General features: G+C 71.8%; 20 protein-coding genes, 1 tRNA gene and 2 pseudogenes. 13 read left to right on the forward strand and 10 right to left on the reverse strand.

All coding sequences use genetic code 11. The features are described from left to right. The first annotated feature begins 7 nt into the window (after positions 1-7). The 10 genes and pseudogenes from ACNYS0_RS20250 to ACNYS0_RS20295 all read left to right on the forward strand — a co-directional run bounded on the left by ACNYS0_RS20250 (position 8) and on the right by ACNYS0_RS20295 (position 6,671). Entirely contained in the window at positions 8-1,399 is a 1,392-nt protein-coding gene (locus ACNYS0_RS20250) for a hypothetical protein (RefSeq protein WP_422475532.1), read from the forward strand. An 85-nt stretch (positions 1,400-1,484) separates the two neighbouring features. After that, positions 1,485-2,417 (forward strand): annotated as a pseudogene (locus ACNYS0_RS20255) (peptidoglycan-binding protein); the annotation flags it as partial. A gap of 385 nt (positions 2,418-2,802) precedes the next feature. Further along, positions 2,803-3,042 (forward strand): hypothetical protein, encoded by a 240-nt coding sequence (locus tag ACNYS0_RS20260; RefSeq protein ID WP_422475534.1) that lies wholly within the window; start codon positions 2,803-2,805, stop codon positions 3,040-3,042. Then, complete coding sequence (locus tag ACNYS0_RS20265) at positions 3,039-3,377, forward strand: hypothetical protein (RefSeq protein WP_422475535.1); 339 nt, start codon at positions 3,039-3,041, stop codon at positions 3,375-3,377. The genes ACNYS0_RS20260 and ACNYS0_RS20265 overlap by 4 nt, the downstream gene beginning before the upstream one ends. A 164-nt stretch (positions 3,378-3,541) precedes the next feature. After that, positions 3,542-4,720 carry a helix-turn-helix domain-containing protein gene (locus ACNYS0_RS20270; protein WP_422475537.1) on the forward strand — a complete coding sequence of 393 codons (1,179 nt, stop codon included), beginning with the start codon at positions 3,542-3,544 and terminating at the stop codon, positions 4,718-4,720. A gap of 109 nt (positions 4,721-4,829) precedes the next feature. Continuing rightward, positions 4,830-5,318: a hypothetical protein gene (locus ACNYS0_RS20275; protein WP_422475539.1), complete on the forward strand. Its 489-nt coding sequence runs from the start codon at positions 4,830-4,832 to the stop codon at positions 5,316-5,318. 38 nt (positions 5,319-5,356) lie between these two features. Continuing rightward, entirely contained in the window at positions 5,357-5,584 is a 228-nt protein-coding gene (locus ACNYS0_RS20280; RefSeq protein ID WP_422475541.1) for a hypothetical protein, read from the forward strand. Continuing rightward, complete coding sequence (locus ACNYS0_RS20285) at positions 5,581-5,727, forward strand: hypothetical protein (protein WP_422475542.1); 147 nt, start codon at positions 5,581-5,583, stop codon at positions 5,725-5,727. The genes ACNYS0_RS20280 and ACNYS0_RS20285 overlap by 4 nt, the downstream gene beginning before the upstream one ends. 184 nt (positions 5,728-5,911) lie before the next feature. Beyond that, on the forward strand, positions 5,912-6,382 hold the full coding sequence (locus ACNYS0_RS20290; protein ID WP_422475544.1) for a glycine-rich domain-containing protein: 471 nt from the start codon (positions 5,912-5,914) through the stop codon (positions 6,380-6,382). A gap of 31 nt (positions 6,383-6,413) precedes the next feature. Next, positions 6,414-6,671, forward strand: a complete 258-nt coding sequence (locus ACNYS0_RS20295) for a hypothetical protein (protein ID WP_422475546.1) — start codon at positions 6,414-6,416, stop codon at positions 6,669-6,671. Between the two features lie 95 nt (positions 6,672-6,766). On the opposite strand, the pseudogene ACNYS0_RS20300 reads toward ACNYS0_RS20295, so the two are convergent. From ACNYS0_RS20300 to ACNYS0_RS20335, 8 genes and pseudogenes are all read right to left on the reverse strand, one after another. Next, positions 6,767-6,994: pseudogene (locus ACNYS0_RS20300) on the reverse strand (AMP-binding protein); the annotation flags it as partial. A 121-nt stretch (positions 6,995-7,115) separates the two neighbouring features. Continuing rightward, the gene (locus tag ACNYS0_RS20305) at positions 7,116-7,703 is read right to left on the reverse strand and encodes a SigE family RNA polymerase sigma factor (protein ID WP_422475548.1); all 588 of its coding nucleotides are present in this window, start codon (positions 7,701-7,703) and stop codon (positions 7,116-7,118) included. 178 nt (positions 7,704-7,881) lie between these two features. Beyond that, positions 7,882-9,048: a lipid-transfer protein gene (locus tag ACNYS0_RS20310; RefSeq protein WP_422475550.1), complete on the reverse strand. Its 1,167-nt coding sequence runs from the start codon at positions 9,046-9,048 to the stop codon at positions 7,882-7,884. Further along, positions 9,045-9,440 carry a MaoC family dehydratase gene (locus ACNYS0_RS20315; RefSeq protein ID WP_422482735.1) on the reverse strand — a complete coding sequence of 132 codons (396 nt, stop codon included), beginning with the start codon at positions 9,438-9,440 and terminating at the stop codon, positions 9,045-9,047. The genes ACNYS0_RS20310 and ACNYS0_RS20315 overlap by 4 nt, the downstream gene beginning before the upstream one ends. 20 nt (positions 9,441-9,460) lie before the next feature. Continuing rightward, positions 9,461-10,594: an acyl-CoA dehydrogenase family protein gene (locus tag ACNYS0_RS20320; RefSeq protein WP_422475552.1), complete on the reverse strand. Its 1,134-nt coding sequence runs from the start codon at positions 10,592-10,594 to the stop codon at positions 9,461-9,463. 1 nt (position 10,595) lies between these two features. Beyond that, a complete protein-coding gene (locus tag ACNYS0_RS20325; RefSeq protein ID WP_422482736.1) occupies positions 10,596-11,534 on the reverse strand; it encodes a bifunctional MaoC family dehydratase N-terminal/OB-fold nucleic acid binding domain-containing protein in 939 nt (312 codons plus the stop codon). Between the two features lie 26 nt (positions 11,535-11,560). After that, entirely contained in the window at positions 11,561-12,760 is a 1,200-nt protein-coding gene (locus tag ACNYS0_RS20330) for an acyl-CoA dehydrogenase family protein (protein WP_422475554.1), read from the reverse strand. Positions 12,761-13,006: 246 nt separating this feature from the next. Beyond that, the gene (locus ACNYS0_RS20335; protein WP_385758845.1) at positions 13,007-13,312 is read right to left on the reverse strand and encodes a hypothetical protein; all 306 of its coding nucleotides are present in this window, start codon (positions 13,310-13,312) and stop codon (positions 13,007-13,009) included. A 371-nt stretch (positions 13,313-13,683) separates the two neighbouring features. Here ACNYS0_RS20335 and ACNYS0_RS20340 point away from each other — a divergent pair, with 371 nt between their 5' ends. Next, entirely contained in the window at positions 13,684-14,577 is an 894-nt protein-coding gene (locus tag ACNYS0_RS20340) for a bifunctional DNA primase/polymerase (protein WP_422475556.1), read from the forward strand. 60 nt (positions 14,578-14,637) lie between these two features. Here the strand turns inward: ACNYS0_RS20340 and ACNYS0_RS20345 are convergent. Continuing rightward, positions 14,638-14,722 (reverse strand) — tRNA-Ser (locus ACNYS0_RS20345). A 69-nt stretch (positions 14,723-14,791) separates the two neighbouring features. Next, positions 14,792-16,168 (reverse strand): S1C family serine protease, encoded by a 1,377-nt coding sequence (locus tag ACNYS0_RS20350; RefSeq protein WP_422475558.1) that lies wholly within the window; start codon positions 16,166-16,168, stop codon positions 14,792-14,794. A 269-nt stretch (positions 16,169-16,437) separates the two neighbouring features. Here ACNYS0_RS20350 and ACNYS0_RS20355 point away from each other — a divergent pair, with 269 nt between their 5' ends. Then, positions 16,438-17,250 (forward strand): glycerophosphodiester phosphodiesterase, encoded by an 813-nt coding sequence (locus tag ACNYS0_RS20355; protein ID WP_422475560.1) that lies wholly within the window; start codon positions 16,438-16,440, stop codon positions 17,248-17,250. Positions 17,251-17,328: 78 nt separating this feature from the next. Continuing rightward, positions 17,329-17,967, forward strand: a complete 639-nt coding sequence (locus ACNYS0_RS20360) for an ATP-binding protein (protein ID WP_422475562.1) — start codon at positions 17,329-17,331, stop codon at positions 17,965-17,967. The last annotated feature ends 20 nt before the right edge of the window (positions 17,968-17,987 follow it).

The raw sequence follows: 17,987 nt of genomic DNA on the forward strand, positions 1-17,987 counted from the left end.
ACCCCGCATGCCGCTGCCCGAGGGCATTCCGACCGTGACCGTGACCGGACGGTTTCTGACCCCGGACGGCCGGGCCTTGACTGGTCAGATCGTGTTCCGGGCGCCGGCCCTGATCACCTTCCCTGAGTACGACGTGATTGTCGGCGGGCCCGTGACGGTCCCGCTCGACGCGTCCGGCGCATTCGAGGTCGAGCTACCGGCCACCGACGCCCCGGGCATGAACCCTGCCGGCTGGTCCTACAGCGTGGCCGAGCAGTTCACAGGCGTTGCGCAGAACCGCGTGTATCAAGTCCTCTTGCCGGCCGAGTCGCCGGCCGTCGACATCGCGGATATCGCGCCGACCGACCCGACGACCCCGACGTACGTCGCCGTGCGCGGCGACTCCGCGTACGAGGTCGCCGTCGAGGCAGGGTTCGCCGGCACGGTCGAGGAATGGCTCGCCTCACTGGTCGGCGAGCAGGGCCCGCAGGGCCCGCAAGGTGTGCAGGGCGTACAGGGTGTGCAGGGCGTCGAGGGCCCCCAGGGACCGCAGGGCGACCCGGGCGTCGTCCAGTCGGTCAACGGCCAGTCCACGGCCGACGTGCAGCTCGCCGCGGCCGATGTGGGCGCCGTCCCCGACACCGCGCCGGGCGCACCCGGCGGCGTGGCGCAGCTCGACGGCACGGGCAAGGTTCCGGCCGAGCAGCTTCCCGCCACCGCCGGCGCCGTCGAGTCCGTGAACGGGCAGACGGGCGCCGTCGTCCTCGCGGCCGGCGACGTTGGCGCCCTCGCCACCGCCACGCGGGGCGCCCCGGACGGAGTCGCCGAGCTCGACACCGCGGGCAAGGTCCCGGCCGAGCAGCTTCCCGCCTACGGCTTCACCCCGGCCGATCTCGGCATGGTGGCATGGGCGTTCGACCCGGCCGCCGCCGCGCCCGGCGGGCGTACGCCGAGCTCCGGATCGTTCCGCGTCACGGCCGTCCCCGTCCGCGAACAGGTCACCGTGTCCTCCCTGGTGTGGCACGTGCTCGGCTACGAGGGGACCGGCCTCGACGCAGGCAGCAACGCCGGCATCTTCGACCGAGACGGCGCCCCGGTCGCCGAGGTCGGCGACATGGCGAACACGTCGAAGATGATCGACGTTCACAACGCCGGCGGGCAGACCGTCACCGTGCCCCTGTCCGCACCGGTCACCCTCGCGCCCGGCATCTACTACGTGTGCTTTCGGTTCGAGATCGGCAACAGCGCCAACGCGCCCGTGATGGTGGTCGCAGACTCATCCGCGGCCACCCCGGTAACCACGCTCAACGACGTACGGCCGTTCGGCCTGATCTCCGGTATGGGCGCGTGGCCCGGAGGTTTCACCCCCGCGACGGACCTCGAGACGGATCCGATCCGGTTTTGGGCCGCCCTCGCGTAGCCCCCGCGCACACCGCGCCGCCCCCCATTCCGCCCGCCCCCGGCACCGCGCCGCGGGGCGTTTCGCATGTCAGGAGACACCACCCATGGCAAACCCCCTGTCCGCCTCACGGTTCCTGTCCGCCATCCGCGGCGAGGGCGTGCGCGTCGTCGAGGTCGGCAAGTGGCGCACCCACAACCGCGGCAACCGCGGCACCGGTTGGGGACCGCTCAACGGCGTGATGATCCACCACACCGTGACCCGCGGCACCGCGAGCAGCGTCGCCCTGTGCCGCGACGGACACAGCGCCCTGCCCGGGCCCCTGTGTCACGGCGTGATCGACAAGGCCGGCACCGTGCATCTGGTCGGATACGGCCGCGCGAACCACGCCGGCGCCGGAGACGACGACGTACTCGACGACGTGATCGCCGAGCGCCCCCTGTCCCCGGACAACGAGGCGAACACCGACGGGAACAGCAGGTTCTACGGGTTCGAGTGCATCAACATGGGCGACAACCGCGACCCGTGGCCCGAGGTACAGGTCGAGGCGATCGCCCGCACCGCCGCCGGCATCTGCCGCGCGCACGGCTGGGGCGCCGAGTCCGTGATCGGACACCTCGAGTGGCAGCCCGGCAAGGTCGACCCGCGCGGCCCGATCGGCAAGCGCGGCGGGCCGGCCCTCACCATGCACCGCATCCGCGACCGCGTCGCGCAGCTGCTCGACGACGACCCCGACGACACCCCGCCGCCGGCCGCCGAGCAGCAGGCCGACGACGACGAGCCGGCCGTCGACACCGCGCCGGCCCGCTACCGGACGACCATCAACGGCCTGTCCTACGGCTACGGCGCCGAGGGCGACCACGTGACGGCCGTCGGCCGCGCGCTGGTCAAGCGCGGCCACGGCGACCACTACAAGCAGGGCCCGGGCCCGCACTGGACCGACGCCGACACGCTCAACTACCGCGACTGGCAACTCGCGCTCGGCTACCACGGCCGCGACGCCGACGGCGTGCCCGGTGAAACCAGTCTCCGGAAGCTGCTCGGCACCCTGCCCGGCCGCCACAAGGCCAAGGCGAAGACGGTCGATCTGTCCCAGCTGCGAGCCGCGGCGACCCGCGACCCCGCCAAGCACGGCACCCCCGTTTCGTACGAGGGCGCCCGCGTCGTCGAGGACGCCCTCGCCGCCGAGGGTCTGCTCGAGCGGAAGTACGTCGACGGCCATTTCGGCACCAAGACCGTTTCCGCCTACTCCCGTTGGCAGCGCCGTTGCGGCTACTCCGGCGCCGCGGCCGACGGCATCCCCGGCCGCGCTTCCCTCTCGACGCTCGGCCGCCGGCACGGCTTCCAGGTGGCCGCGTAGCCACCCGCCCGGCCCGCCCTCGACCTCGAGGGCGGGCACCACCCCCGAACGAACGGATCCCCCCGTGAAGGACTCCACCCGCCGCACTCTGCGGACCGTCGTACAGACCGTCGTCGGCCTCGCCGCCGCCCTCCCGGTCCTGCTTCCCACGCTCGGCGTGCCCGAGACGGCCGCCGGATACGGCCTCGCCCTCGCCGTCGCCGCCGGCATCACGCGAGCGATGAACAGCCCGACCGTGCAACGGTTCCTGCCCGCGTGGCTCCGCAAGGACCCCGAGCCGGACACCGGGGGCGGTAACGCGTGACCGTCCCGACCCCATCCGATCCGGCCGCCGTCGCCCTCGAGCTCGAGCGGATTCGCCGCACGATCGAGGTCGGATTCACCCGCACCGACGGCGCCCTCGCGCTACTCGTCCAGCGGCACGACCAGAGCGACGAGGCGATCAAGGACAACACGCGGCGACTCGACGACCACGACGGCCGCCTCGACACCGTCGAGCGCGGCGAGACCGAACGACAGAAGCGCGACACGGCCCGCCTCGATGCCCTCGAACGCTCCCGGTGGCCCCTGCCGTCCCTGGCCGCGCTGGTCGCCCTCGCCGGCCTGTGCCTCACCCTCTACCAGTTCGCCACCAAGTAGCAGCACAACGCCCCCCGCACGGCCTCACGTGGCCGTGCGGGGGGCGTTCTGTGCGTTCACGGGCAACGGCCCCCGCCGTCACCCAGCGGAGGCCGTGAACTACCCGTCAACGCGTCGGCGGGCGTACCGTTCCGAGTGTCGAGTTCGAGAACGGAGCACCCAGTATGCCCGAGCACACCGACACGCACATCGGCGAGCGCATGCGCGAGATCCGCAAACGGTGCGGCATGACGCAACGCGACCTCGCCACGTCCGCGGGCGTTTCCCTGTCCCTGGTGCGGAAGCTGGAGCAGGGCGAGTACCGCGATACCCGCATGGAGACCGCACGGCGCCTCGCCTACGCACTCCGCGTGCCCACCGGCCGCCTACTGCACCGCGACGCCGACCACGCCGACCCCGTCACCGTCGACCAGTGGGCACACGTGCGGGCCGCACTACTCGCCCCGCCGGCCGACCGCCTCGAGGACGAACCCACCACGGCCGGAGTCGCCGCCGCCCTCGACGCCGCCGAGCCCCTGTTCGCCGCCGTCGACCTCGCCGGCCTCGCCGCGATCCTCCCGCCGCTACTGCGCGACGCCGACGCCCTCACCGACAACGGCCCCCGCGCCCGCGCCGTACAGGTCCGCGTGTTGCAGCTCGCCGGATGGCTCCTCACCCAGACCCGCCAGTACGAGGCCGCGACGGCCGCCCTCGAGCGCGCCCTCGACACCGCCGGCGACCGCCTCGACGGCGCCGCCACCATCAACACGCACTGTTGGTTGTTGCTCCGCATGGGCCGCCTCGCCGAAGCGCGCGAGCTCGCCGCCCGTTGGGCCGACGACACCGAACCGCGCATGTCCCGCGCCACGTCGGGCGAGCTCGCCGCATGGGGATGGATGCTGCTACGCACCGCCGGCGCCGCGGTGCGCGACAACCGCCCGGGCGAGGCCGCCGACGCACTGCGCCTTGCACGCTCGGCCGCCGTCGCCGTCGGCCGCGAAGACGTGGCCGGAGTCGACACACTGCGCACGTTCGGCCCCGTGACGGTCGCTCAGCACCGCGTCGAGCACGCATCGGTAACCGACCGGCCCGACAACGTGCTCAAGCTCGCCGCCCACATGCCGCAAGGCATGACGACCGGCAGCAACCGCGCCCGGCACCTGCTCGACGTGGCGAACGCGCACGCCCGCATGCGCCAGTACGGCGACGCCATCGAGGTACTGCAACGGATCCGCGGCGATCAGCCGGAATGGCTCCCGCAGCAGCGGTACGCCCGCGACATCATGGGCCGGATCATTGGTCGACGCCGCACCCTCACCCCGGAAATGCGCGACCTCGCCGACGCGATCGGCGTACCCGCCTAGTAACGCTCGGTGGCACTTCCGTTGCTCGGCCCCGGAAAGTGCCATACCGCCCAACCTCCGGCGCGTCTACGTTCAGTGACTACCAGTCACCTACGCGCCGGGGGTACCCGTGCCGACAGCCAACAGAACTCCGCAGGACCGCGCTCGCCGCGCCAACATCGCAGCAGCCGCGACCGGAGCAGCCCCGCCCGCCGTGCCGTGGATACCGCCGAACGGCACCGATTCGCAGATGCAGCCGGCCGGGATCGCATGGGACGCGGTACGCGCGCCCTCGCACCTCGCCCGCCCCGCCCTCGCCGCGCTCGGCGACGAGTCGGGCGCCGTCATCCGCGACCCGTACAGCGGTGACCTGTACTGGCTCCTGCCGCCCGGGTCCGCCGCATCGTGGGTACCGGTGCCGGGCGTCGACACCTACAGCACGACGTGTTACGTCGAGATCCCGCCCCGCGGGCGCACCGGCGGACCCGGCCCGTACTGGATCCGCGCGCCCCGCGACCGGCTGCTCACGCATCCCGGTGTGCTCCGCGGCGCCCTGATCGCCGTTGTCATCGAGCAGCACCCGGGCGACGCCGAGTACCGCGCGGGTGTCGAGCAGTGAGCCGCTGCGTTCGATGCCACCGCGCCGGAACAGTCCTCGTGTTCGAGACCTCCGGCGGAAGCGTGGCCGGCCCGAACGGCGAACCGGGATCCGGCCCCATCACGGGCCGCCTGTACGCGTGCCGCACGCACGCCGACGAGCTCGACCTCGAGGACGCCGCACGGCGCCCGACCCTTCCCCGCCTCGAGGCCATCGCGCCGGCCGTCTGCGCCGGCGGACTCCTCGCCGCACTCATCCTGACCACATCACCCGTAGGGGGACGATGACCCGCAAGAAGAACCGCGCGCAGCTGCGGCGCAGCGTGACCCGCCGTCCCAGCGCCGCCGTGCCGGACCCGAACGGCAACCGGGCGCAGCGTCGAGCGGCCGAGCGCGAGCAGCGCAAGCGCGAAGAGGACGACCAGACATGACGCTGCGCGAGAAGGCCGCCCAGTTCGCCGGGCCGCTGTACGCCGCGACCGTGGCCGCATCGTGCGTCGCCGTCGTGGCACTGGCGATCGCCGGATCACCGGCTCAATGAGACCCCGCCCCCCGGGTGCCTGCCAAGACTCCCCGGGGGGCGGTGACCACCGAACCCACAACCAAGGGAGAACAGTGGACACCACCAAGCTACTCACCAACGACCAGATGAGCCGCGTACTGGTCACCGTGCGGGACAACAACCCGACGATGAGCGATTCGCTCGCCTGCCGCATCGTGGGCGAGGCCGCGAAGTTCGTCGCCGCCGGCGCACAGTACGACGTGCCGATGGCGCCCTCGCGCGTCGTCGACGAGGGGTGGCACGCGCTGATTCTGCACACCTCGCTGTACGCCGACCTGTGCGCGCGTTTCGGCCGCTTCGTGCACCACCACCCCGGGTATGACCCGACGAACTACGACCCGCAGATCCTCGAGCGCACGCGCGCGATGATCGAACGCGCCGGGTACAGCGTCGACCCGGACCTGTGGACCGCGCCGACCGACGACGGGATCGCCGTCGCCGCGAAGTGCCAGCACGCGCCCGAGTGCGCTATCCGCCCGATGCCGACTCCGCAACCGCCGGTCGCCGTGGCCGCGGGCGCGTAGCCTCGAGACGGAACCGCCGAGGGGAGACACGATGAACGAGGATGAGGCCCGCCGCGTAGCGCGCATGCTCAGCGAGATGGACCGGCCCGGAGTGGCCGCGCCCGCCGACCCGGACAACCCGGCCGGCGAGTGGCGGATCTACGACCGGCCGGAACCGGAGCTGCGCGAGGACATCACGGCGAACGTGCTCGACGCCCTGATCGACCGCGGCGACTACTCGGCCACGCTGCCCGCCGGCGGTCGCCCGGTGCGCGGTTTCGTGATCCCCCCGAAGAACCACGCGGCGTAGGCCGCACGCGACCGGGCCCGGTCGTCCGCTTCCCCCGTGGCGGATGACCGGGCCCTTTCGCGTATTTCCGCAGGTCACACGGTGAGTGTTTCACCTGCGCTGTTCCACATGAGGGTCGCGACCCGGTCGTCCTCGCGCACGCCGAGCTCGTCGCGCAGCGCGTTGGCGAGTCGGTGGGCGCGCTCGGCGGCTTCGCGGAAGCTGCGGCGGTGCGGCTCGGCCTCGCCGGTCCACGTGGTGATCTGGGACGAACCGTGCACCCGCGCGCCGTGTTGCAGAATGCGGGTCACGGTCAGCGGTACGTCCTGCATCGTGCTCAGCACGGCGTCCTCCCGGTGGGCGCTACGGAGCAGTAGGGTTCCGCCGATTCTCACTGCATACCGCTCGGTATGTCACTACTTCCGGGAATGATCGATCACTGAATGACCCGGAAAGCACCGCTGGTCACGCCGTGTGCCGCAGTTCCGGGTCCTCGCGGAGCTTGCCGAGCGCCCGCGACACCGCGCTCTTCACCGTGCCGATGGAGACTCCGAGCACCTGCGCCGTCTGGGCCTCGCTCAGGTCCTCGTAGTAGCGCAGGACCACCATCGCCCGCTGCCGCGCGGGCAGCTTCGTGATGGCGCGCCACATCGCGTCGTGCAGCACCTGCTGCTCGGCGGGGTCCCCGGTGGGCGTCTCCCGGTGCTCCGGCAGCTCGTCGCAGACGAACTCGTCGACCTTGCGCTTGCGCCACTGCGAGGTCCGGGTGTTCAGCAGGGCCCTGCGCACATAGCCGTCGAGCGCCCGGTGGTCCTCGATCCGGTCCCACGCGACGTACGTCTTCGCGAGCGCGGTCTGCAACAGGTCCTCGGCGTCGCACGGGTTCGACGTCAACGACCGGGCGGTGCGCAGCAGCACGGGCTGGCGGGCCCGGACGTACGACGCGAACGACGGATACGCCGAGGACGCGGTGGCTGCCGGGCGCGCCACCGAGGCGGTGCGCGGCGTGGCCTCGGGTGCGCTGGTGCGGACAGGCGCCAGGGTTGCGGTCATGGCTCCACGCTATGAGCGCCCCCTACTCCCGGGGATCGGCCGGAGGTCCCGAAGCGGCGTCCGCCTCAGGTTGTACGACGGGTGCTGGCCCCACCTCCTGAAGGTGGAGTCAGGGGTGAGGTCCCCTGGGGGACGGCCCTGACTCCACCGCGCCCGGGAGCGGGGGCGGACGCCTCCGTCAGCCGTCCGATCCCAGGATCAGCCCTGAGGTGGGGACCCCGGTGCCCGCCGTGACCAGCGTGGTCGCCGCGCCCGGTATCTGGTTCACCGCCGTGCCCCGCACCTGCCGCACGCCTTCCGCTATGCCGTTCATCCCGTGCAGATACGCCTCGCCCAATTGTCCCCCATGGGTGTTGAGCGGCAGCCTCTCCTCCGCCACGAGTCCGGCGGCCTCGCCCGGCTTGCAGAAGCCGAACTCCTCCAGCTGCATGAGCACGAACGGCGTGAAGTGGTCGTAGAGGATGCCCACGTCGATGTCGTCCGGCCCGAGGCCCGCCGTGCGCCACAACTGCCGCGCCACGACGCTCATCTCCGGCAGGCCCGTCAGGTCGTCCCGGTAGAAGCTCGTCATCTGCTCCTGCGCGCGGCCCGCCCCCTGCGCCGCGGCCCGGATCACCGCGGGCGGGTTCGGCAGATCGCGGGCCCGCTCCACGCTGGTGACGACGATCGCCTGCCCGCCGTCCGTCTCCTGGCAGCAGTCGAGCAGCCGCAGCGGGTCGACGATCCAGCGCGACTCCGCGTGGTCGGCGAGCGTGATCGGCTTCTCGTAGAAGTACGCCGCCGGGTTCGTCGCCGCGTACTTGCGGTCGGTGACCGCGACATGGCCGAACGCCTCGGGGGTCAGACCGTACGTGTGCAGATAGCGCTGCGCCGCCATCGCCACCCAGGACGCCGGGGTGAGCAGCCCGAACGGCAGGTTCCAGCCGAGCGCCGCGCCCTCCGCCGAGGGCTCCCTGTGCTGCACGCCCGAGCCGAAGCGTCTGCCCGAGCGTTCGTTGAAGGCGCGGTAGCAGACCACGACGTCGGCCACGCCGCTCGCCACCGCGAGGGCCGCCTGCTGCACGGTGCCGCAGGCCGCGCCGCCCCCGTAGTGCACCCGGGAGAAGAAGGAGAGCTCCCCCATGCCCGCGGCCTGCGCCACGGTGATCTCCGGGTTGGTGTCCATGGTGAAGGTGACCAGGCCGTCGACGTCGGACGGGGACAGGCCCGCGTCGTCGAGCGCCGCGTGCACCGCCTCCACCGCGAGCTTCAGCTCGCTGCGTCCCGAGTCCTTGGAGAACTCCGTGGCGCCGATGCCGACGATCGCGGCCTTTCCGCCGAGCCTGTCCTTGCCGCGCACGCTCATGCCGCGCTCCCCTCGGGGACGACGACCGTCACTGTGCCGGTGACGTGGCTGCCGATGCCGTTCCTGCCGACGACCTTCACCTGCGCCGTGTCACCCGCCACCTCGGTGATCGTGCCGCTCAACACCATGGTGTCGCCCGGATAGTTGGGTGCGCCGAGGCGTATCGCGACCTTGCGCAGGACGGCGTTCGGGCCGAAGTGGTCGGTGATGTAGCGCCCCACAAGACCGTTCGTCGTCAGGATGTTCATGAAGATGTCGGGGGAGCCCTTCTGGTGCGCCAACTCCACGTCGTGGTGCACATCTTGGTAGTCGCGCGACGCGATGGCCCCGGAGACGATCAGCGTCCGGGTGATCGGGATCGTCAAGGGCTCCAGCTCGTCCCCGGCCCGCATCGTGAGCTCTTCTCCGGCCTTCATGCGGCCTCCCCTTCGTCGCCCGCGCCCGCTCCCGCTCCTGCTCCTGCTCCTGCTCCTGCTCCTGCTCCTGCTCCTGCTCCTGACGCGATCACCTCGCCCAGCTCCGCCAGGAGTTCGGCGCCGCATCCCAGATATCCGTCCAGCTGCCGGCCCCACAGGAAGTGCCGGTGCACCGGGTGGTCCAGGTCGGCGCCCATGCCGCCGTGCAGATGCTGGCCCGTGTGCACGACCCGCTTGCCCGCCTCCGACGCCCACCAGGCCGCGGTCAGCGCATGGCTCTCGTGATCGAGCCCGGCGTCGCGCCGCCAGGCCGCCTCGTACGTGGTCACCCGGATCGCCTCAATGTCCATGTACGCCTCCGCGGCCCGGAGTTGGACACCCTGCTTGGCGGCGAGCGGCCTGCCGAACTGCTCCCGCTCGTTCGTGTGCTCCACGGCCCGGTCGAGCGATCCGGCGCAGACCCCGGCCTGCAACCCGGCGAAGGCGGTCCGCGCGGCCGCGAGCACGTCCGCGTAGGCCTCTGGCCCGCCGATCCGCTCGGCCGGCACGCCGTCGAGCACGAGCCGCCCCGCGGACCAGGGCGCGGTCAGTTCGACAGGCTCGCACCCGGCGTCCTCCGCGCGCACTGTCCACAGGCTGTGGACAGTGCTTCCGCTTCCGCTTTCGCCCCGGACCGCCACCAGGACGTGCGTCGCGTCCCGCAGCCACGGCACCCACGGCACGGCCCCGGTGAGCCGCGCCCGCCCGTCCGGCAGGGTGTCCACCACGATCCCACCGCGCGCGGGAAACGCCCCCGCCGCCACGGCCGAACCGTCCCGGAGCCCCGGCAGCAGCCGCTCCCGCTGCTCGTCCGTGCCGTGCGCCGCCACCGCCAGGAGGCCGTACACACAGCTCGCGGCGAACGGCACCTGCGCCGTCGTCCGGCCCTGCTCCTCCAGCATCAGGGCGAGCCCGAGCAGTCCGGTCTCCTCCACCGCGCCCACGAGGCCCGCCGCGCCCAGCTCCTTCCAGAGCTCGCCGTCCGTGCCGCCACCGAGGCCCGCGAGCCGCTCCGGTGTGGCCAGGTCGCCGAAGATCCGCGCGGCGAGATCACGCGCCGCCTCCTGCTCCGGGGTAGGGGTGAAGTCCATGTCAGGCCCCCTCGACGACGCGGAAGACGGGCAGCTCCAACTCGTCGTCCACCGTGAGGAATTCGAGGCGTACGGGCATCCCGATGCGCACCTTGTCGCTCGGCACCCCCACGACGTTGCTCACCATGCGCACGCCCTCGGCCAGCTCGATGAGCCCCACCGCGTACGGCGGATCGAATGCAGGGAAGGGCGGATGGTGCATCACCACGTAGCTGTAGACGGTGCCCTCGCCGCTCGCCTCGACGGTGTCCCACTCCTGCCCGCCGCATGCGTTGCACCCCGGCAGCCAGGGAAAACGCAGCGTCCCACATGCGCGACAGCGCTGGATGAGCAGCCGGTGCGCGGCGACGCCCTCCCAGAAGCCCGCGTTGTCCCGGTTGACGACGGGGCGCGGCCGCCGGTTCCCGTCCTTCTTCGCCGCCCCGCTCCTCGCCGCCCCGCCGCTCGAACTCCGCTTGGCCGGCGTGTACTTCAGGATGCGGAACCGGTGCGTCCCAGCGAGCTCCTCGCCCACCCGGACGTTCATCCGCGTCGTGATGAAGTGCCCCGTACCCAGCTTCGTCGTCTTCAGCGGTGAAACCGACTCGATCACCGAGTCGTACGTGATCGCGTCACCGGGCCGCAGCGGCCGCAGATACTCCTGCTCGCAGTCGGTGGCGACGACCGAGGTGTACCCCGCCCCGTCGAGCAGCCCGAACAGCTCGTCGTGGGCGGGTGAGCGCCCCTCGTAGCTGGTCAGCCCGGCCATCGTCCAGGCCTGCAACATGGTCGGCGGCGCGATCGCGTTCGGCCCCTCGTAGGCGGGGTTCCTGTCGCCCATGGCCTCGCACCAGTGCCGGATCATCGGTGCGTTCACCGGGTCCAGGCCCTCGGCCTCGGTGGCCGCCACCCGTCCCTCGAAGGCCTTCAGCTTCTCGTACGCCAAGGGCTCGTGCCCCATGAACTCCTGCCCCGCAACTCCCGCACTCACCGCTTCCCCCTCCGCATCCCGAGCCGCATCGTCGCCACGATCTCGCGCTGCACCTCGCTCACCCCGCCACCGAAGGTGTTGATCTGCGCCGCGCGGTTCATCCGCTCCAACTCGCCCTCGCCCACGCCCGCCGCACCACCCCCCGCCGCACCGAACGCACCCGGCGAACCGGCCCGCACCCACCCGGCGTCGCCCGCGATCTGCTGACATATTCGATACGTCTCGACCGCGGATTCCGTTCCCGCGAACTTCACGCCGCTGGCGTCCCCGGGGGCCAGTCGGCCCGCCCCGACATCCCCCACCAAACGCCAGTTGAGCAGGCGCGTTGCCGCCAGGCGGGCATGCGCTTCGGCGAGTTGAGATCGGACCCAAGGGGTGTCAACACGGCGCTCGCCGGTCACCGGATCGGGGGTACGGGCGGCGTCGGCCACCCGTACGTAGAAGTCCTCGGCCTGCATCCCGATCGCGGCGAGGGCGACCCGCTCGTGATTGAGCTGGTTGGTGATCAGCCCCCAGCCGGCGTTCTCCTCGCCGACGAGGTTCGAGCCGGGGACCCGGATCCCGTCGTAGTACGTGGCCGTCGTGGTCAGGCCGCCGACGGTGTCGATCGGGGTCCACGAGAAACCGGGCGCGTCGGTCGGCACGAGGATGATCGAGATGCCCTTGTGCTTGGGCGCCTCGGGGTCGGTCCGGCAGGCGAGCCAGATCCAGTCGGCGTTCTGCGCGTTCGACGTGAACACCTTCTGCCCGTCGATCACCCAGTCGCCGCTCGCTTCGTCGCGCACCGCGCGCGTGCGCAGAGACGCGAGGTCCGTGCCCGCCGACGGCTCGCTGTAGCCGATCGCGAAGACCAGGTCGCCCGTGAGGATCCGGGGCAGGAAGTAGGCCTTCTGCTCCTCGGTGCCGTACTTCATGAGCGTCGGGCCGACGGTGTTCAACGTGACCATGGAGACCGGCGCGCCGGCCCGGTACGCCTCGTCGAAGAACACGAACTGCTCGTCGGCGCCGCGGCCCTGGCCGCCGTACTCGGCGGGCCAGCCGAGCCCGAGGAGGCCCTCGGCCCCGATGGCACGCAGCAGCCGGCGCTGACCGGCCGGGTCGTCGGCCGCCGGTGGGCCACTCGGCATCAACGTACGGAATCTCTCTCTCAGTTGAGCGCGCAGCTCGCGCTGGCGCTCGGTGGGGGCGAGGTGCACGGCGGCTGCCCTCCAGGACTGGCCTCGTACCGACAAGGGTTTCTGACTGTCCGTCAGATACCGATGGGTGTCAAGAGATCAGCACGCCACCGCCCAGGTACGCACGCCACCGCCCCGTCACGCACACCATCGCCCGGACGCGCAGGGCGCGGCCCCCGGCACACGCGCCTGCGCGGCGGCGCCGAAGCACCGCCGCGCAGACTGTCGCACCCCACGGAAGACCCCCGCAGCGCAGGAGCCGGTGGCTTACCAGAGCTCGGTGAAGTTCACGTTCACGTTCGACTGGTCGATCGCCGTGAATCCGGACCCGTTCACCTGAGCCTCGTTGTTCTGGTTCGAGGCGCCGTTGCCGACCGCCTGCTGCTGCGTGGTCGACGAGTTGCCGTAGTTGTCGTCACCGACACCACTGCCGCTGACGGTCGCCACCCCCGCGTTCGATCCGTTGTCCGCGAACGAGCCGTTGTCGGCCATCGCCACTCCGGAGAAGAGGGCTGCCGCAAGGGGCAGGGCGGCGACGGCGGCGATGGCGCGGGCAGTACGGATGGAAGCCATGTCTATTCCTCCAGGACAGGAAGTACGCTCCGGGCGCTCGGACGAGGTCCGGCCGCCCATCAAGTACGGGATGTACCAAGGCAGTTGGCCGACCGCCCCGGCGAAGTTCACGACGTCGCGAGATCAGAATTGCCCACCGAATCCCCGGCGAACCACCCCGGAAGCCGCGATTCGCTCGCAAGCGTGAGGACATGTCGATAAACCCTCTTCACGCCCGGAAAACCCCAGCTCAGGCCGGAGTGCGCCACCTCGGGACCAGCCCTGCCCAAGCAGCCCAAACGACGAAGCGTTTCAGCACATTTTTGGTAAATGCTTCCCTCGGATGACCGGCCCCACTTCCCTTCTTCGAACATGCGTACGAAAATGAGGGCATGGCCACCATGGACCGGCACCCGCCCCACTGCCCACCCCACCCGTCCCTCGCGACCCTGGCCCTCGCGCACGCCCTGTCCGCCGCCGAGCGCGGGCTCGCCGTCATCCCCCTGGCCAGGACCAAGCTCCCGGCGCTGCCCTCACCGCACCGCGGCGACCCGCCCACGGCCCCGCGCTGCCACGGTGAATGCGGCCTTCCGGGGCACGGCGTGTACGACGCGTCGACCGATCCGCGCCGTATCCGCGCGCTCTTCGCCGCCGCTCCCAGGGCGACCGGCTACGGCATCGCGTGCGGCCTGGCCCCGCACCACCTCATCGGCGTCGACCTGGACACCAAGTCCGGCACCGACGCCTCCGCCTCCCTGCGTGAGCTGGCCTTACGGCATCTCTTCACGATCCCCGACACGGTGGTCGTGGCCACCCCGAGCGGCGGCCGGCACCTGTGGCTCTCCGGCCCGCCGGACGCCGTCGTGCCCAATTCCGCGGGCCGCCTCGCCCCCGGCATCGACATCCGGGGCGCCGGCGGCTACCTCGTGGGGCCCGGCTCGCGCACCGAGCACGGCGTCTACAGCACGGTCCCTGGCACCGGGCACCTGCCGCCCGCGCCCTGCCCACCGGCGCTCCTGCGCCTGCTCACGCCCCCGCCGCGCGCTCACCACCCCATGACGGGCCGCCCCGGTCAACACGGTCTGGGCCTCGTCCAGTTCGTTCTCAGCGCCCATGAGGGCCAGCGCAACACCCGGCTCTTCTGGGCGGCCTGCCGGGCGTACGAGAACGGCGTCGGCGACACCCTCGCGGACGCCCTGGCCGACGCGGCGGTGCACACCGGCCTGACCGAACGGGAGGCCCGCTCCACGATCGCCTCGGCGGCGCGCCTCACGGCAGGTCCGTAGCGCTCCCGAACGCGAGTGAGCCCCCGACCGGGATCCCGGTCGGGGGCTCACCCAACTGTGCGGTGGGTGTGGGATTTGAACCCACGGAGGCTCTCGCCTCGACGGTTTTCAAGACCGTTCCCTTAGGCCGCTCGGGCAACCCACCCCGCGCCGCAGCGGTCTTGAGGACCGTCGCGGCGCGGGACCAGCCTAGCGGGTCGGGTCGCGGGCTCGGTCAGCTGTCGCCCTTGCGCTCGCCCAGGGTCACGTCGACCGTGTGCTCCTTGCCGTCGCGCGTGTAGGTGAGCTTCACGGAGTCGCCCGGCTTGTGCGTCCAGATCTGGCCGATCAGGGTCGGCCCCGAGTCGATGGGCTGCTCGTCGAGCTTGGTGATGACGTCGCCGGGCTTGAGGCCCGCCTTGTCCGCCGGCCCGTTCGGCGTGACGGCCGCGGAGCCGCCCGCGCCCTGCTCGGTGATCTTCGCGCCGCCGGTGCCCTCCTCGAGGGAGACGGAGGCCCCGATCACCGGGTAGACCGGCTGCCCGGTCTTGATGAGCTGCTGGGCGACCATGTTGGCCTGGTTGATCGGAATGGCGAAGCCGAGACCGATCGAGCCGGACTGGCCCGAACCGCCGCCCATGCCGCCGCTGGAGGCGGACTGGATGGCGGAGTTGATGCCGATCACGTTCCCGTTGCCGTCCAGCAGCGGGCCGCCGGAGTTGCCCGGGTTGATCGACGCGTCGGTCTGGAGGGCGCTCATGTACGAGGCCTTGCTGCTGCCGGTGCCGTCGCTGGAGGCCACCGGGCGGTCCTTGGCGGAGACGATGCCCGTCGTCACCGTGTTCGACAGGCCGAAGGGCGCGCCGATCGCGATGGTCGAGTCGCCGACCGCGACCTTGTCGGAGTTTCCGAGCGTGAGCGGCTTCAGGTCGTCCGGCGCGTTCTTGAGCTTGATGACCGCCACGTCGTAGCCCTGCGCCTTGCCGATCACCTCGGCGTCGTACTTCTTGCCGTTCGAGAACGTCGCCGACAGCTTGCCGCCGTCGGCCGCCTCCGCCACCACGTGGTTGTTGGTGAGGATGTGGCCCTGCTTGTCGTACACGAAGCCCGTGCCGGTGCCGCCCTCGCCGTTGTTGCCCTCGGCCTCGATCGTGACCGTGCTGGGCAGCGCCTTGGCGGCTATGCCCGCGACGGTGCCCTTGTCGCGCTTGAGGTCGGCCGGGTTGGAGGCGGAGACGGTCGTCGAGCCCGTGCTCGATCCGTCGCCCCGCTCGGCCGCCCAGTAGCCCACGCCACCGCCGACCGCGCCCGCGACCAGTGCCGCCGCGATGATCCCGGCGACCAGGCCACCGCGCCGGCCGCCCGGCTTGGGCTCCTGCTGCTGGTACGAGGCGCCCCAGCCTCCGCCGCCACCGCCCGACGCGTAGGCCGGCATGGCGGGCGGCGGGGGCGGCCAGTCGCCGCCGTGGGCGGGTCCCGCCGCACCCGGCGCACCGGACGCGGCACCCTGGGAGGATGCCGCCGACGCGGCGGGAGCAGCGGGAGCGTCCACCGGCACGGGAGGTGCGGACGGGGCCGGCGGTACCTCGGTGCCCTCGTTCTCGGTGCTCACAGCTTTCTCTCCTCGATCCACGGCTGTCGTCGCCGATCCGTCCTGTCTGGATGCCCGGGGCCGGCGGCTGTCACGCGCGCCACCGACCCGGCATGGTCCTGTCACGGTCCACTTGTGCTGTTGTACGCCGTCAGCCTTTCCCACGGGACGTCAGGCCACCGTAAGACGATCCTGTGCGTCCCCTGCCATCCTTTACGTCCGGCAAAACGGACGCATCCGCTGGGCCGAAGTTTTCCTGGTCCTGCGCCGCGCGGTGGCACCATGACGCGGTGACCCTCGCACAACAGCAGCGCATTCAGGTCGTGGCCCACCGCGGTGCCTCCCAGGACGCCCCCGAACACACATTGGCCGCCTACAAGAAGGCGATCGAGGACGGCGCGGACGCCCTCGAATGCGATGTGCGGCTGACGGCCGACGGTCATCTCGTATGCGTGCACGACCGCCGCGTCAACCGTACGTCGAACGGCCGCGGAGCCGTCTCCACACTGGAGCTCGCGGAGCTCGCCGCCCTCGATTTCGGCTCCTGGAAGGGCCAGGACGAGGTCCCCGACTGGACGGGCAGCGCGGCCGACACCTCCGACACCTCCGTCCTGACGCTGGAGCGCCTGCTCGAGCTGGTCACCGACGCGGGACGCCGGGTGGAGCTGGCGGTCGAGACCAAGCACCCCACCAGGTGGGCGGGGCAGGTGGAGGAGCGGCTGCTGCTCCTGCTCAAGCGGTTCGGCCTGGACGCCCCGGTGCCCGACGAACCCTCGCGCGTGCGCGTGATGAGCTTTTCCGCGCGCTCCCTGGCACGCGTCCAGGAGGCCTCCCCGACGCTGCCGACGGTCTACCTGATGCAGTTCGTCTCGCCCCGCCACCGCGAAGGACGCCTCCCCAGGGGCGTGCACATCGCGGCCCCCAGCATCCGGATCGTGCGCAACCACCCCGCGTACGTCGACAAGCTCGCGCGCGCGGGTCACCAGATCCACGTCTGGACCGTGGACGAGCCCGAGGACATCGACCTCTGCGCGAGCCTGGGCGTCGACGCGATCATCACCAATCGGCCCGCGGCGGTGCTGCGCCACCTCGGCAGGTCCTGAGGCGGAATCCGGCCACCTTTCCCCAACGCCGTCACAGGGTGTGCCCCGGCGCGTTCGGACCGTATTCGATCGTCACGAGTGCGTCACCGGAAGCGGGATGGCCGGTTTCCGGTCCATTCCATTGGGGCATTCACACCGTGGCGTGGGGCAAAGGAGGTCTCGGGGGTGGCGTTGGTGGTGGCACAGGAGGTGCCCGCGTCGTCGAGCATGGCCGTACCCCATGGCCCTGCGGGCGTGGGCGCGGCAAGGCGTCGCATGCGTGAACAACTGCGCATGAGCGGCGTACCGGAAACGGTCATCGACGATGCGGTTCTCATCCTTTCCGAACTGCTCAGCAATGCGTGCCGGCACGGCCGGCCGCTCGGCGACGACCTGGCCGGCGACGGTGACGTACGCGCCGCCTGGCGGGTCGACGACCGCGGCTGCCTCGCGGTCGAGGTGACGGACGGCGGCGGGCCCACCCGCCCGATTCCGGCCACACCCTCGATCACGGCGCACGGCGGCCGCGGGCTCAACATCATCACGGCGCTCGCCGACGACTGGGGCGTACGCGACGGCATGCGCGGCGAGGTCACCGTCTGGGTGATCGTCCACAAGGACGTCCACGCGGAGGCCATGGCGCAGCGCGGGGACGACTTCGCCTCGCGGGTCGCCTCACCACCCGTCGGGGACCTGGCGGACCTGGGCTTCCCCGACGCCTTCGACGAGCTGGGCTGAAAACCGGCCGGGCGCGGCCA

This window comes from Streptomyces anthophorae, assembly GCF_049310305.1.
Classification (GTDB): Bacteria; Actinomycetota; Actinomycetes; order Streptomycetales; family Streptomycetaceae; genus Streptomyces.

Excerpts from the sequence above, each read along its gene's own strand:
- ACNYS0_RS20340 (WP_422475556.1), top strand. The coding sequence starts at position 13,684 with ATGGCCACCATGGACCGGCACCCGCCCCACTGCCCACCCCACCCGTCC.
- ACNYS0_RS20270 (WP_422475537.1), top strand. The coding sequence starts at position 3,542 with ATGCCCGAGCACACCGACACGCACATCGGCGAGCGCATGCGCGAGATC.
- ACNYS0_RS20295 (WP_422475546.1), top strand. The coding sequence starts at position 6,414 with ATGAACGAGGATGAGGCCCGCCGCGTAGCGCGCATGCTCAGCGAGATG.
- ACNYS0_RS20305 (WP_422475548.1), bottom strand. The coding sequence starts at position 7,703 with ATGACCGCAACCCTGGCGCCTGTCCGCACCAGCGCACCCGAGGCCACG.
- ACNYS0_RS20320 (WP_422475552.1), bottom strand. The coding sequence starts at position 10,594 with ATGGACTTCACCCCTACCCCGGAGCAGGAGGCGGCGCGTGATCTCGCC.
- ACNYS0_RS20315 (WP_422482735.1), bottom strand. The coding sequence starts at position 9,440 with ATGCGGGCCGGGGACGAGCTGGAGCCCTTGACGATCCCGATCACCCGG.
- ACNYS0_RS20285 (WP_422475542.1), top strand. The coding sequence starts at position 5,581 with ATGACCCGCAAGAAGAACCGCGCGCAGCTGCGGCGCAGCGTGACCCGC.
- ACNYS0_RS20325 (WP_422482736.1), bottom strand. The coding sequence starts at position 11,534 with ATGGGGCACGAGCCCTTGGCGTACGAGAAGCTGAAGGCCTTCGAGGGA.
- ACNYS0_RS20310 (WP_422475550.1), bottom strand. The coding sequence starts at position 9,048 with ATGAGCGTGCGCGGCAAGGACAGGCTCGGCGGAAAGGCCGCGATCGTC.
- ACNYS0_RS20335 (WP_385758845.1), bottom strand. The coding sequence starts at position 13,312 with ATGGCTTCCATCCGTACTGCCCGCGCCATCGCCGCCGTCGCCGCCCTG.
- ACNYS0_RS20250 (WP_422475532.1), top strand. The coding sequence starts at position 8 with ATGCCGCTGCCCGAGGGCATTCCGACCGTGACCGTGACCGGACGGTTT.